This is a genomic window from Nocardia sp. alder85J, assembly GCF_020176955.2.
Classification (GTDB): Bacteria; Actinomycetota; Actinomycetes; order Mycobacteriales; family Mycobacteriaceae; genus Nocardia.
This window is the reverse complement of record NZ_JAIUCZ020000002.1, coordinates 881,422-895,012: the sequence shown is the minus strand read 5'-3', so window position 1 is coordinate 895,012 and position 13,591 is coordinate 881,422. Positions and strand designations below refer to the sequence as shown.

The window sequence follows — 13,591 nt, the reverse complement described above, 5'->3', positions numbered from 1 at the left end:
GTCCCCGCCGGGGGAATCACCACTTCACACGTCCAGGATCTTGCCCGGGTTCAGGATTCCGAGGGGGTCCAGGGCGCGCTTCACCGTCGCCATGATGTCGGCGGCGGCGCCGTGCTCCTCGCGCAGGTACTGCTTCTTGGCCAGGCCGATGCCGTGCTCGCCGGTGGCGGTGCCGCCCACGGCCAGCGCGTGCCGGACCACCCGATCGGAGAACTCCTTCGCGGCCGGATAGGTGGCGTCGGTGTGCGGCACGATCACGTGGACGTTGCCGTCGCCGATATGTCCCGCGACGCTGACCGGGAGACCCAGTTCCGCGCCCAGGGCGGTGGCGGTGGCGACCGCGCCGGCGATCTTCGAGAACGGGACGGCGGTGTCCGTGATCAGGAAGCGGTGCCCCGGGAACATCAGCTTGACCGCGAAGAACAGCGTGTGCCGGTCCTCCCAGAGCGCGTGCCGATCGGTGTGGCTGTGCGCCGCCGCGATCTGCTGCGCCCGGTTCGTCTCGCACACCCGCCGTATCTCGGCCTCGTCGGCGGCCGCGGCCGGAGCCGAGGCCGCCTCCAGGTCGATGAACAGCGCGGGCGTCTCCGGATGGCCGGTACCGCGATAGGCGTTCATCGCGACGACGCTGGGCCCGTCGACCAGCTCCAACCGGCTCACCGGCAGCGCCAGGCCCAGCATGTCCACCGCCGCGGCCACCGCGTCCTCGATCGTGGGGAACGAGATCCGCAGGGAGCGCAGGAATTCCGGGATCGGATGCAGCCGCACGGTCAGCTCGGTGATGATGCCGAGCGTGCCCGCCGACCCGATCAGCAGATCCTTCAGGCCGTATCCGCTGGAGGTCTTGCGCACCGCCCGCCCCAGCCGAGCCGCCGTGCCGTCGGCGAAGACGGCTTGCAGCGCAAGCACATTCGCTCGCATTCCGCCGTAGCGGACGCTGGTGGTGCCGCTGGCGTTGGTGGCGGCCATGCCACCCAGCGAGGCGTCCGCGCCCGGATCGACGGTGAACTGCACACCGAATTCGGCCGTGGCGGCGTTGAGCCGGGTGCGGGTGACACCCGGCTGCACCGTCGCCGTGAAATCCTCCGGATCGACCTTCAGGATCGAATCCGCCTGCGACAGATCGAGAACCAGCTCCGCACCGTCGGCCAGCAGATGCCCTTCCAGGCTGGTCCCGGCGCCGTGCGCGATGACCGGCGTCCGGGTGTCACGGGCCCAGGTGACGACGTCGAGCACGTCCTGGTGGGATTTCGCGTACACCACTCCCCGCGGGCGCCGCCCGAGGCGCCCGGTCTCGTCGGTGGTGAACTGGTCCAGTACTGCGGCGCGGGTATCGACGTCGAAAGGCGGCCGGGCGGGCGATGATTCGGTGAGAGTGGTCATTCGCGCTCCAGGATCGTGGTCACGAGCATGGTGTGGTCCTCCATCCGGCGTGCGATGGTCCAGCCCAGCTCCGCGAAGGCCGACTCGTACGCCTGACGAGACCACAACTGCACCCCGGTGAGTGCATGGTAGATCTCGTAGGTCGGCGAAAACCATGGCTGCTGGTTCCAGATCGGGGCCTCCACCAGGTAGCCGTCACCGATCACCAGCCGGCGCAGATTCGGGAACCACTCCATCCAGCCGCGCAGCACCGACTCGATGCCGCCGCCGTCGCTGGCCAGCTGATGCAGCAGGAAGAACGACATCGCGGTGGTCACCGCCTCGCGGTCGACCGCGCCCAGCCAGGCCGGCAGTTCCGGCTCCGGCTGTACCGAACCGGCCAGCAGCGTGATCCGATCCGACAGTCCGCGCGCGGCGGTCGCCGCGGTGGCGTCGGCGATCACGCCGGTCTCGATGTCGACGCCGAGGAACCGTTCCCGCGGCGCGAGGGTGGCCAGCGCGGTGACCCGGCCCGCGTCGGCGCAGCCGAGATCGATCGTGCAGCCGGGGGTGCCGGTGGCGATGGCCTGCCCGATGGCGGCGAAGAACTCCGGCCGCCGCCGCGCGATGTCCGAGCAGCCCAGCGCCACCGCGCCGGGATCGGTTGCGGCCGAGATGTATTCCTCGTGCGCGTTGGTCGACACCTGGCGGAAGGTGGGCTCCCAGCCGCGCACCGCCACCCGCACGAAGCCGCGGTTCTTGCCGACGTCGTGCCCGGTGTGGGTGAGCTGGTAGCGATGGCCGCGGCGGGCCAGGAATCCGGCCCGCATCAGGCCGTCGGCCACGGTCTGCTGGATGCCGGTGGTGGGCACGATGCTGTCGCCACCGAGCAGGGCCGTCCACCAGCCCCAGTCGTCCGCGGCGACGATGAGGAACCCGGCGGTCTGGCCCTCGATGACGTCACGGATGGTGAATTCACCGGCGGAGGTGGCGGAATGCTGGACGAGTGGGGTCACTGCGGTCATGATCGAACTTCCTCAGAATGCGGCGACGGCGATCGCCTGGATTTCGATGAGCAGCCCGGCGATGGGCAGGGTGGTGACGGTGGTGGTCCGCGCCGGTGCGGCCGTCGGGAAGTACGCGGCGAAGGCGGCGTTCCACGCGGGGAACCACTGCCGATCCGCCAGATAGCAATCGAGTTTCAGAATCTGTTCGCGGGTGCTGCCCGCGTCGGCGAGCGCGACGTCCAACTGCCGGAGCACGTCGGCGGCCTGCTCGTCGAATCCGGTGGCCGACGGCGTCATGGTGGCGGTGTCGACCGCGGCCAGCCCGGAGGTGAACAACAGTCCACCGCCGCGGCGGGCCGCCGGGAATCGCGGCGCGCTCACGAAACCCCCACCGAGACACCGGGTCCCCTCACGACCCGCTGCCGGAGGCGAGCCGCCGCGACACGCACGGCACCGCCTGCTCCGGTCAGGACACCGCGTGCGGTCACGACACCGCGTGCGCCGGTCACGACACCGCGTGCGGTCACGGCACCGCCTGCTCCGGTCACGACACCGCGTGCGCCCCTCGGGCCTCCGCCTGCGGCGCTCGTGTCGCCGCCCGACGCCCTCACGACTCCGCCCGCAGCACGCGCGCGCGGCCGATGTCGGCCACGGTCGCGGTCCCGGCCAGGATCATCAGGGTGCGCAACTCCTCGGTGAGTAGCTCCAGCACCCGATCCACACCGGATTCGCCCGCGGCGGCCAGCCCGTAGAGCGCGGCCCGGCCGATCACCACCGCGTCCGCGCCCAGCGCCAGCGCGACGAAGATGTCCGCGCCGGTGCGGACGCCGCTGTCCAGCAGGATCGGCACGTCCGGACCGGCGGCGGCGCGGATGCGCGGCAACATGTCCAGACTGGCCGGCGCCGGATCCACTTGGCGGCCACCGTGATTCGACACCACCAGACCGGTGGCGCCGATCTCCAGCGCCCGCTCGGCGGCGGCCGGGGTGAGAATGCCCTTGGCGATCCAGGGCAGCCCGAATGCGGTCGCGGCCTCCGCCAGCTGCGTCCAGTTCCACACGGTGGCACCGCGTTTCAGCAGCTGACCGAAGACCTCGGCCACCCCGGGGGCGCCGTCGGCCCCGGTGAGGTTACCGGCGAAGAAGCGCTGGTCCGGGTCGAACCGGTTGCCCATGTTGCGGGTGCGGAAGCCACCGACGGGGCAGTCGACCGTGACGCACAGCGCCTGGTAGCCCAGCCGCCGCACCTGCGCGGCGACGTCGCCCGCGTGGGCGAACGGATGCACCTGCGCGATCCGGGCCGCCTCGGGCGCGGTTTCCCGCACCCGCCGGTACGAGTAGCTGCCCGCCTCCGGCACGATCGCCAGCGCCCCGCGCCCCGCCGCGGCCCGTGCCACCGCGAGATGCCCCTCGGGGTGGAACAGGCCGTCCCCGCCGAACGGCGCGGTCAGAATCGGTGTCGCCAGCGGCATCCCGAGCAGTTCGGTGGCCGTCGACGGCGCACCCACCCCGCTCATCGGCTCCGGCAGGATCCGCCACTTCTCGAACGCGGTGCGGTTGGCCCGCAACGTGACCTCCTGGCCCGCACCGCCTTCCACGAAGTCGAAGACCTCTGCGGGCAGCGCGGCGGCCGCGGCCCGATGGATCTCCTCGAGCGTCCCGAAGGCCACCCCGGTCGGATAGAAACTGTCCAGCTGCGCGGTCACGAGGCCACCGCCGCGGTGCGGCCGATCACCGAATTGCGGCGGCCGTAGCCGAGATAGAGCGCGATCCCGACGGCACTCCAGATCACGAAGCGCAGCCAGGTCAGCGCCTCGAAGGTGGTGGCCAGCCAGATGCAGCCCGCGATCGCCAGCAGGGGCACCAGCGGCATCAGCGGGGTGCGGAACGGCCGCGGCCGGTCCGGATCGGTGCGGCGCAGGATGACCACGCCGATCGAGACGATGACGAAGGCGAACAGCGCACCGATGTTCACCAGTTCGGCGACCGTGCCGATCGGCAGCAGCCCGGCCACCGCCGCGATCACGATGCCCAGCACGATCGACAGGCGCACCGGGACGCCCCGGGCGCTGGTGCGGCACAGCGCCTTCGGCACCAGTCCGTCGCGGGCCATGGCGAACACCAGCCGGGTCTGGCCGTAGAACACCATGAGCAGGCCCTTGGTCAGCGCGATCACCGAGGCCACCAGGATGACCTTGCCGATCCAGCCGGCGCCGATGGCGGCCAGCGCGGTCGCGACCGGGGCGGAGTTGTTCAGGCTCTGATACGGCGCCACGCCGGTCAGCACCGCGCACACCGCGATGTACAGCACGGTGGCGATCACCACCGAGCCGATGATGGCCCAGGGCAGGTTGCGGCGCGGATCGCGGGTCTCCTCGGCGGTGGTGGCGACCACGTCGAAGCCGAGGTAGGCGAAGAACGCCAGGGCCGCGCCGGCGGCGATACCGTGCACGCCGAAGGGCATGAACGGAGTCCAGTTGCCGCCGTGCAGATGCGGCACGCCGATGGCCACCACCAGCACCAGCACCGCGATCGTCAGTGCCACCAGGGCTTTCACCACCGCGGCGGCCACCTTCACCTCGAACACCAGCACCGCGACCAGGATCGCCACGATGATCACCGCCGGGAGGTTGACCACGCCGCCGTCGCTCGGCCCCGCCGATATCGCCTTCGGCAGGCTGACATCGAACAGCGATTTCAGTGTGGCGCCGAACAATCCGGACCAGCCGATGGCGATGGCCGCGGCCGCCACCGCATATTCCAACAGCAGATTCCAGCCGACCAGAAAGGCCGGCACCTCACCCATCGTCGAATAGGTGTAGGTATAGGCGCTGCCGGAAACCGGTGTCATCGAGGCCAATTCGCTGTAGCACAGCGCGACGAGAACACAGATCACCCCGGCCAGGACGAACGACAGCATGATCGCCGGGCCCGCCTTGGTCGCGGCCGCGATTCCGGTGGTGACGAAGATGCCCGCGCCGACGATCGTGCCCACCCCCATCGCGATGAGGTCCACCCTGCCCAGGCTGCGTTTGAGGCCGCTGCCCGGGTCGGCGGAAGCGTTCGAGGCTTCGGTGCTGCGCACGCGGAAGGAGGTCGTACGGCGCAGCGCTGCGGTGCCGACCCGGGTCGATGTAGCCATGGTGGAAATCCGTTCCCGAAATGTATTTCCGAATACGTATCCCAGTGAATCAACCCGATTTTTTCGGCCGGTGAACCCGTGTAACGAACCGGTTTCCATTTTTCATGGGATCTATTGTGCCACAACATATTTCGCGCACGACGAGGGCGCACGGCGTGGTGTTCCGTGCGCAATTCCGGGCATGCCGAATATCGACTCCGGGCCGGAATAAAGACCCGAATTCTCCGGGAAAAAGAATTATGCGATTGTGCTGTCGGTAGTGACGAACGGGGAATCCGGCGTGCGCTGCGCCGCGCGCCGCCGGAGAACGGCCGTGGCCGCGGCGATGACGATCAGGATGGCCGCCCCGGCCGGCACCGCGTCACGCATCGAGGCGACGGAGGCGACCGCGCCCAGGGCGACGGTGCCGACCGCCGCGCACAGGTACGCGACGGCGGCGAAACGGGAGGACAGGCGGGCGTGATGCTCCGGCGGCGTCGCCGCGCTCACGATCCGCAGCCCGCTGCGGTAGGCGATGCCCTGTCCGCAGCCGGCGATCGCGCCGCCGCACAACAGCAGCGGCAGGCTGGGCAGCCATGCCACCGCCGCCGCGACGAGCACCCCGGCGACGATGATCACCTGAGCGGTGATCGGTTCGGCGGGAAGACGATTCGGCGGCAGCAGGCGTTGCGCCAGCCAGGCCGCCACCAGATACAGCACCACGGGCAGGGCCAGCAGCGCGAGATTGCCGGTGCCCAGCAGTTCGGCGCCGTAGCTGGGCAGCAACGCCACCACCAGCCCGGCCGAGACCCACGCGGAGATGCCGACCAGATACCCCGCCACCGCCGGCTCGGCCGCCATCGACGCTGTGCCCGTGGCGATCTCGACCGGCGCGGGCCGCACCGCGCGATCGGACCCGGCCGCCACCGCGACCGCGGCCAGCAGCACCGCATGCCCGGCGTAGACCGCGACGCCCGGCGCCGGCAGATACTGCGCGACCGCCGCGGCCGCGAATGTGCCCAGCGCCGAACCGAATACGGTGGCGCTGGCCATCGCGGTGCGGCCGCGCTCCCCGCGGCGCTCCAGGATCAGGCCCGCCAGCGATCCGGTCACCAGCCCCACCGACAACCCGGCCAGCACCCGCGCCACACAGGCCACCCAGGCCGAATGCGCCAGTGCCATCGCACAGTCCGCGGCGACCCCGCAGGCGCTGCCCGCGCCGATCCGCCACCACCAGGCCGCCCGCGACGAGGGGGTGCCCAGCCACAGCAGGGTGGGGGTCAGCGCGATCAGGTACGCGGCGAAGATGACGGTGATGAGCAGCGGCGCCAACGCCCAGGCATGGCGGTAGTACGGCATCATCCCGGTCGCGAGATTGGGTTGTGCCATGATGAGCACCAACAGTGCCCCCGGAGCCGCTACCCTCATCAAGCCTCCGAATCGAGGAGATCTTCTCGATTCGAGAATAGAGAAGTGAGAAGAACTTCTCTATAGCTCAGCGAATGCGCGCGCTGTGTCACCCGTCACACCGAGACCGGGCCCCGGCCGACGACCCCACACCGCCCGCAACCCGCCCGAACCACCCGAGCGGGACGGCGAAATCGCCACCCCCGCAACACATTCCAATTCACCCCGGCCCGCACCCGGGCCCGCGGCCACACCGCGGTGGCTACGACGCCGCCACCGGACCGCCACCGGACCGCCCGCCGCGCCACACCACCCCTCGTGGCGCGGCGGCACGAGGCTCGCGCAGGATGGTGGGGTGCCAGTGAACACCCGCAGCGACGCGCAACGCAGCCGAATACTGCTGGTCGGCGCGGTCGGCAGCCTGCTGACCACCGGCCGGGTCGGCTTCTCCATCCCCGAGCTGGCCGCCGAGGCAGGCGTGGGCGTGGCGACGGCCTACCGCCACTTCCCCAATCCACAGGACGCGATGCAGGCGTTCCATCGACGGGCGATCGAACAACTACTGGAGGCATTCGGCGCGATCGGCGAGGGCCACGAACCCGCCGAACGTTTCCGCCGGGTCTGCCGCACCTGGGTGGAGCAGGCCACGCAGTGGGGCGCGGCCATCCGCTACATCCGCAGCAGCCAGGGTTTCGTGGAGCGCCTGGCCGCCGGCGACGAATCGATCGTCGCCCTGCACGACACTCTGGCCGGAGTACTGGACGCCCTGGCCCGCGACGGCCGCTCCGCCGAACCCGACATCGGCTACGCGGTCCTGCTGTGGATCACCATCTTCGACGAACGCGTGGTCTACGACCTCACCGAACATCGGCACTGGTCGGTCGGCGAAGTCACCGACCGCCTGACCCGCGCGGTAGCGGGCGCCCTCGGCCTGGCAGTCTGACCGCCGCCGCACCGGCGGTGCCCCCACCCCCACGGTGTAACCGCGAATTCGCTACGGCGGCCCGATGATCCGGGTCCAGGCGTCGGGCCGGTCGGTGGGGCTGACCACCGTCGGCGCCGGCGCGGACGGCTGATCGTGACGCGCGTATCCCAGCCAGCCGGTGCCCACGAACACGGCGAGCAGCAGCGCACTGGGCATTTCGACCAGTAACCAGCCGCGGGGCCACTGCGCGCCGCGGCGAGCCGCTGACGCGCCCTGACCCGCCCGGCCGTGCTCGGATCCCACAGCGTCCGCCACCCGAACCCTCCGTCCCTCACCGATCCGGCCGCCCGGCCGGGTGCCGGCACGCCCACCACACTCCAGGATGCCGAATCACCACGCCCACCGCAGCGATTCGACCCAGAATAAGCCCACCGCCACGATAACCGTCAGCCGAGAGCCAGACAGTTGCTCAGCGCTCCCCCGCATCCCCCAGCATCGGCGGACAGGACGCACCCGGCACGGTAGCCACCTCGAAATGCCACCACTCGTTCTGATACGTCCGGCACAACCCCCACCGATTCCCGTTGGCCTCCAGCCACTGCGCCCCCTCCCGCGGCGCGACATCCACCGCCCGCCCCTGCACATGCGTGGACTCCTCCGGCGGCAACACCCACCGCCGCGCCGCCTCCGGACTGCCGTACGTGGCAATCCCGTCCTCCCACAACTGTTCCTGCTCCGCGGGAGTCCGATACCCCGAGTTGATCCACAGCGGCACCCCCTCGGCATGCGCCTGCTGCTCCGCCAGCGTATAGGCCCCCGCCAGCACCGGATCCAGCCCGCCGGTCCCGTCCGCAGCCCCCGCAACCCCCTGGAGCAACCCCACCGCGACCACCGACCCGGCCACCGCCACCACACCCACACTCTGTCGCAACATGCGCAGATGGTATCGGCAAAGCGACAATCCGGACCGAACGAAGCGTTTCCCCCCGGCCCGACCCACCCGAACAGTTACCGTGACACCCGGACACGGCATACGTACCCCACGACCGAGGAGGCGTCATGGCGGTACCGATGACAGCGAACATAGCGCTGGCCCTGGCAGGCGTCCTGGGCCCCGCCACCCTCATCGCCCTCACCGCCCTGTCCCCCACCCGCCACCCACACCTCCCCGCCCCCACCCCCGCACTCCACACCCCCGCACACCCCGAATCCGCCACCAATCCCCCGGCCTAGCAAACCTCCCCGCACCCCGCTCCGCCCCGGCCACACCCCGCAGCCCCAACCCCGGGCCCACCCCGGCCACACCCCGCAGGCCCAACACTCCAGTTCACTGCCCACCTCCCCCTCAACTTGCCGCACCAACAAGCAGCCCAACACCCGCAACTCCCCGCTTCGCGATCACCAATTCGCAGGCCGAACACCCCCAGTTCGCTGCCCGCCTCACCCCCAGTAACGGTCACCGTTCCACAGGCTCACCCCGACCCGCCTTCTTTTCCCGCCGCACCCTCCACCCCGGTCACCCCCAAGCAGCCCCGGCACCCCCGAGTTCTTTTCCCACCTCACCCTCCAACGCGGTCACCCCCGAATAGGCCCGACATCCGGCCCGCCCGCTGAGGGCCCGGTCACCACCAAGTAGGCCCAACGTTAATGTTCTCGGCCCGTCTCGATTCTGGACTGACGGAGCGGGGGAGCGAAGCGGAGGAGCGGAGGAGGGAAGAATCGAGACTGAGGGGCCGAGAACCCGCCGGAGCGAAGCGGAGGCCAAAAACACAGCCGGTCACCACCAAGAAGGCAAAACCCTCAGTGTCCCCACCCCGACTCCGTCCCGAACCCACAAACCACCCCCCACCCCAAAAACTCAAACCCGCTCAGCCGACCGAGTCCGCACCGTCAACGCAATAGGCTTCTGAGTCTCCGCAAAGAAGTCGTTCCCCTTGTCATCCACCACGATGAACGCCGGAAAGTCCTCCACCTCGATTTTCCACACAGCTTCCATGCCGAGCTCCGGATACTCCAACACCTCGACACTCTTGATGCAGTCCAGCGCCAACCGAGCCGCCGGCCCCCCGATCGACCCCAGATAAAACCCCCCGTGCTCCTTGCAAGCCCGAGTCACCTGCGCCGACCGATTCCCCTTGGCCAGCATCACATACGACCCACCCGCAGCCTGGAACTGATCGACATAAGAATCCATCCGCCCCGCAGTGGTAGGCCCGAACGACCCCGAAGCATACCCCTCCGGAGTCTTGGCAGGCCCCGCATAGTAAACAGCCATCTCCCGCAAATACTCCGGCATACCCTCCCCCGAGTCCAGCCGCTGCTTGATCTTCGCATGCGCGATATCCCGCGCCACCACCAGCGGCCCGGTCAACGACAACCGAGTCTTCACCGGATACTTCGACAACTCCGCCCGAATCTCCGCCATCGGCCGATTCAAATCGACCCGAACCACGTCACCACCGAGGATGGCGTCCGTCTGCTCCGGAAGATACTGCGCCGGTTCACGTTCCAACTGCTCCAGGAACACCCCCTCGGCAGTGATCTTCGCCAGCGCCTGCCGATCCGCCGAACACGACACCGCCAGCGCCACCGGACAACTGGCCCCGTGCCGCGGCAACCGGATCACCCGCACATCGTGGCAGAAGTACTTCCCGCCGAACTGCGCCCCGATCCCGAAGGACTGGGTCAGCGTGAAGACCTCCTCCTCCAGCTCCAGATCCCGGAACCCGTGCGCGGCCATGGACCCCTCGGTGGGCAGGTTGTCCAAATAGTGCGCCGACGCATACTTCGCGGTCTTCAACGCGAATTCCGCACTGGTACCACCGATCACGACGGCCAAGTGGTAGGGCGGGCAAGCCGCCGTCCCCAGCGAGCGGATCTTCTCGTCCAGGAACTTCAGCATCCCGGCCGGATTCAGCACGGCCTTGGTCTCCTGGTACAGGAACGACTTGTTGGCCGACCCGCCCCCCTTGGCCATGTACAGGAACTTGTACGCCGGATGCCCCGGATCCCCCGGCGCAGAATACAATTCGACCTGAGCAGGCAGATTGTTCCCGGTGTTCTTCTCGTCCCACATGGTGATCGGCGCCAGCTGCGAATACCGCAGGTTCAGCTTCGTATAAGCATCGAACACCCCCCGCGAGATCCACTCCGCGTCGTCGACTCCGGTGAGCACCCCCTCGGACTTCTTGCCCATCACGATCGCGGTGCCGGTGTCCTGGCACATCGGCAGGATGCCACCGGCGGAGATGTTCACGTTCTTCAGCAGGTCCAGCGCCACGAAGCGGTCGTTGCCCGAGGACTCCGGATCGTCGATGATCTTGCGCAGCTGAGCCAGATGCGCCGGCCGCAGGTAATGGCTGATGTCGTGCATGGCCTCGGCGGTGAGCAACCGCAGCGCCTCCGGCTCCACCTGGAGGAACGTGCGCCCACCGGCGGTGAACGTGCTGACCCCCTCGGTGGTGATCAGGCGGTAGGGGGTGTCGTCGGCCCCGATCGGCAACAGATCCGAATACAGGAAGTCGGGCGCTGACACTGTTCGCACTCCTCGCACTGTGGGCTGTGGAGGGGCCCGCGGCAATTCGGCGCCGGGCTCACATCAGCCGGGTGAATCCAAGCATCCGAACTCTAGCCAGCGCCCGCCGCCGCCCGGTGGTCAGGCAAGCCTAATCTTCATGCGCGCCAACCAAAAAGGTTGCACCTTCAACGCTGAGCGTGTACCTGTCGAGTGACCCGCGATGCAGGGGCGCATCGCCGTGGTCGACCGCCCCGACAGCGACCTGGAGAGGAACCGTGACCGAACCCCGATGGCTCGACGAGGTCGAGGAGCGCGCCTGGCTCGGGTTCGTGTTCACCCGCGACCTGATCGCGGCCGCCGTGGGGCGGGACTCCCTGCGCCGCTCGAACTTGACCTACGTCGAGTACATCGTGCTGGCACGGCTCGCCGACGCGCCCGACCATCGGCGCAGTTTCGCCGATCTCGCGGCGGTGCTGGAGTGGTCGCAGAGCCGGCTCTCGCACCAGATCACCCGAATGGAGAAGCGCGGACTCGTTGCCCGCGAGTCGATCCCGGACGACGCCCGGCGCACCGCGGCGGTACTCACCGCCAAGGGCGCGGAGGTCCTGGCCACGGCCGCCCCCGCACACGTGGCGAGCGTGCGCCGGCACATGATCGACGTGCTCGACCGGGAACAGCTCACCGCGCTGGCGGCGATCTACGACTCACTGCTCGCACACCATCGACGGCCCGCCGATCGGTACAACCCGCGCATCGATCTGCGGGGCCAGCACAACGGCAGCATCGGGTGAGCCGACCACCGAGGGTGGCATGATCTCCGTCGGTCGACGTTTGGTTTGTGCCCCATCGGGTACCGAGTAAGACTAGGCTCGCTGCTGTCGGTGACAGCAGCCGCCCGTCCGAGCAAACTTGACGAGTACCACCAGACCTACCCTTACGAAAGGGGCAGGAGTTTCCATGTCCGACGTGTCCATCGGCCTCTCGGCGGATTCGTTGTCGACCGTTCCGGTCGAGAACCTGCTTCCGCAGCTGGTCGAGCACCTGCGTCAGAATCGTACCGAGCTGCGCGAGGAATGGGCCCGCCGCATCACCGACGTCCAGCTGCTGACCGCCATGACGCCGGAGGAGATCTTCTCCGAGGCCACCTCGATCTACGACAACTACGTCGAGGTGCTGGAAACCGGTAGCGTCGAGGCCCTCCAGGCCTACGCCCGCGACCTGTCCGAACGCATCATCCCCCGCGGCGTCGAGACCGAAGAGGTCATCGGCATCGTGCTGTTGCTGCGAGATGTGCTGGCCCGCAGCCTGTTCGAGAAATACCAGTCCAGCTTCGATCTGCTGAAGCGAGTCCTCGACGCCTACGAACCGGCCGCCAACCGCATCGCCAACACCGTGGCCGTGTCCTTCGTGCAGGAGCGCGAGCGCGTCATCCGGCAACAGCAGGAAGCCATCCGCGAGCTGTCCACCCCGGTACTCCAGGTGCGCGAGCAGCTGCTGATCCTCCCGATCATCGGCGTGCTGGACAGCCAGCGGGCCCGCCAGCTCACCGAACAGCTGCTGCGCGCGATCCGGGCCAATCGCGCCAAGGTGGTCGTCATCGACATCACCGGTGTCCCGGCGATCGACTCCACCGTCGCCAACCACCTGGTGCAGACCGTGGACGCGTCGGGGCTGATGGGCGCCAGCGTCATCATCACCGGGCTGTCCTCGGAGATCGCGCTGACCCTGGTGACGATCGGACTCGACCTGTCCAAGATGAACGCGGTCGGCGACCTGCAGGGAGGCATCGAGGAAGCGGAGCGGCTGCTCGGATACGACGTCACCCGCGTCACCGAGCGCGACGGACGGTAACGCGAGTCGAGCCTATGCCGGTACCCATTCTGAAGCAGGGCACATTCCTCATCGCATCCGTCCAGTCGGCGCTGACGGATGCGGACACCGAGCGGTTGCAGGACGACCTGATGAAGTACGTCAGCAAGTACCGTGCACAGGGGATCATCGTCGATGTCACGGCGATCGACGTGATGGACTCCTTCGCGGCCCGCTCCATCCGCACCATCGCGCACATGACCAAGCTGCGCGGCGCCGAGACGGTCATCGTCGGGCTGCAACCCGAGGTGGCCTTCGCCATGGTCCAGCTCGGCCTCACCTTCGAGGACATGCACACCGCACTGGATCTGGAGGAAGGCCTGGCCTGGCTGAACAGACAGCTGCGCCGCCGCGATCGAGACGGTCGTGACCGTGGCCGCTGAC

Annotated in this window: 14 protein-coding genes; 5 read left to right on the top strand and 9 right to left on the bottom strand. The window is 68.9% G+C overall.

The genetic code is table 11. The annotated features are described in order from the left end of the window. Positions 1-24: 24 nt before the first annotated feature. The 6 genes from LBW94_RS10220 to LBW94_RS10195 form a co-directional block, all read right to left on the bottom strand. Positions 25-1,383 (bottom strand): FAD-binding oxidoreductase, encoded by a 1,359-nt coding sequence (locus tag LBW94_RS10220; protein WP_225053425.1) that lies wholly within the window; start codon positions 1,381-1,383, stop codon positions 25-27. Further along, on the bottom strand, positions 1,380-2,387 hold the full coding sequence (locus tag LBW94_RS10215) for a hypothetical protein (protein ID WP_225053424.1): 1,008 nt from the start codon (positions 2,385-2,387) through the stop codon (positions 1,380-1,382). The genes LBW94_RS10220 and LBW94_RS10215 overlap by 4 nt, the downstream gene beginning before the upstream one ends. Positions 2,388-2,399: 12 nt before the next feature. Further along, entirely contained in the window at positions 2,400-2,750 is a 351-nt protein-coding gene (locus LBW94_RS10210; protein ID WP_225053423.1) for a RidA family protein, read from the bottom strand. A gap of 226 nt (positions 2,751-2,976) precedes the next feature. Next, positions 2,977-4,074: an alpha-hydroxy acid oxidase gene (locus LBW94_RS10205; protein ID WP_225053422.1), complete on the bottom strand. Its 1,098-nt coding sequence runs from the start codon at positions 4,072-4,074 to the stop codon at positions 2,977-2,979. Beyond that, entirely contained in the window at positions 4,071-5,609 is a 1,539-nt protein-coding gene (locus LBW94_RS10200; RefSeq protein WP_266270492.1) for an amino acid permease, read from the bottom strand. The genes LBW94_RS10205 and LBW94_RS10200 overlap by 4 nt, the downstream gene beginning before the upstream one ends. A gap of 138 nt (positions 5,610-5,747) precedes the next feature. Further along, entirely contained in the window at positions 5,748-6,878 is a 1,131-nt protein-coding gene (locus LBW94_RS10195) for a hypothetical protein (protein WP_225053419.1), read from the bottom strand. Between the two features lie 373 nt (positions 6,879-7,251). On the opposite strand from LBW94_RS10195, the gene LBW94_RS10190 reads away from it, so the two are divergent. Beyond that, positions 7,252-7,839, top strand: coding sequence for a TetR/AcrR family transcriptional regulator (locus LBW94_RS10190; RefSeq protein ID WP_225053417.1), 588 nt, complete (start codon positions 7,252-7,254; stop codon positions 7,837-7,839). Between the two features lie 51 nt (positions 7,840-7,890). On the opposite strand, the gene LBW94_RS10185 is transcribed toward LBW94_RS10190, so the two are convergent. Together LBW94_RS10185 and LBW94_RS10180 are read right to left on the bottom strand one after the other, a co-directional pair. Continuing rightward, positions 7,891-8,136: a hypothetical protein gene (locus tag LBW94_RS10185; protein WP_225053415.1), complete on the bottom strand. Its 246-nt coding sequence runs from the start codon at positions 8,134-8,136 to the stop codon at positions 7,891-7,893. Between the two features lie 154 nt (positions 8,137-8,290). Beyond that, on the bottom strand, positions 8,291-8,755 hold the full coding sequence (locus tag LBW94_RS10180) for a M15 family metallopeptidase (protein WP_225053414.1): 465 nt from the start codon (positions 8,753-8,755) through the stop codon (positions 8,291-8,293). A 125-nt stretch (positions 8,756-8,880) separates the two neighbouring features. On the opposite strand from LBW94_RS10180, the gene LBW94_RS10175 reads away from it, so the two are divergent. After that, the gene (locus LBW94_RS10175; RefSeq protein ID WP_266270489.1) at positions 8,881-9,054 is read left to right on the top strand and encodes a hypothetical protein; all 174 of its coding nucleotides are present in this window, start codon (positions 8,881-8,883) and stop codon (positions 9,052-9,054) included. A 625-nt stretch (positions 9,055-9,679) separates the two neighbouring features. Here LBW94_RS10175 and LBW94_RS10170 read toward each other — a convergent pair. Continuing rightward, positions 9,680-11,356 carry a fumarate hydratase gene (locus LBW94_RS10170; protein WP_225053410.1) on the bottom strand — a complete coding sequence of 559 codons (1,677 nt, stop codon included), beginning with the start codon at positions 11,354-11,356 and terminating at the stop codon, positions 9,680-9,682. A 257-nt stretch (positions 11,357-11,613) separates the two neighbouring features. On the opposite strand from LBW94_RS10170, the gene LBW94_RS10165 reads away from it, so the two are divergent. From LBW94_RS10165 to LBW94_RS10155, 3 genes are all read left to right on the top strand, one after another. Next, a complete protein-coding gene (locus tag LBW94_RS10165) occupies positions 11,614-12,129 on the top strand; it encodes a MarR family winged helix-turn-helix transcriptional regulator (RefSeq protein ID WP_225053408.1) in 516 nt (171 codons plus the stop codon). Between the two features lie 166 nt (positions 12,130-12,295). Further along, a complete protein-coding gene (locus LBW94_RS10160) occupies positions 12,296-13,189 on the top strand; it encodes an STAS domain-containing protein (RefSeq protein ID WP_225053406.1) in 894 nt (297 codons plus the stop codon). Between the two features lie 14 nt (positions 13,190-13,203). Next, on the top strand, positions 13,204-13,590 hold the full coding sequence (locus tag LBW94_RS10155) for an STAS domain-containing protein (RefSeq protein ID WP_019925798.1): 387 nt from the start codon (positions 13,204-13,206) through the stop codon (positions 13,588-13,590). Position 13,591 lies beyond the last annotated feature (1 nt).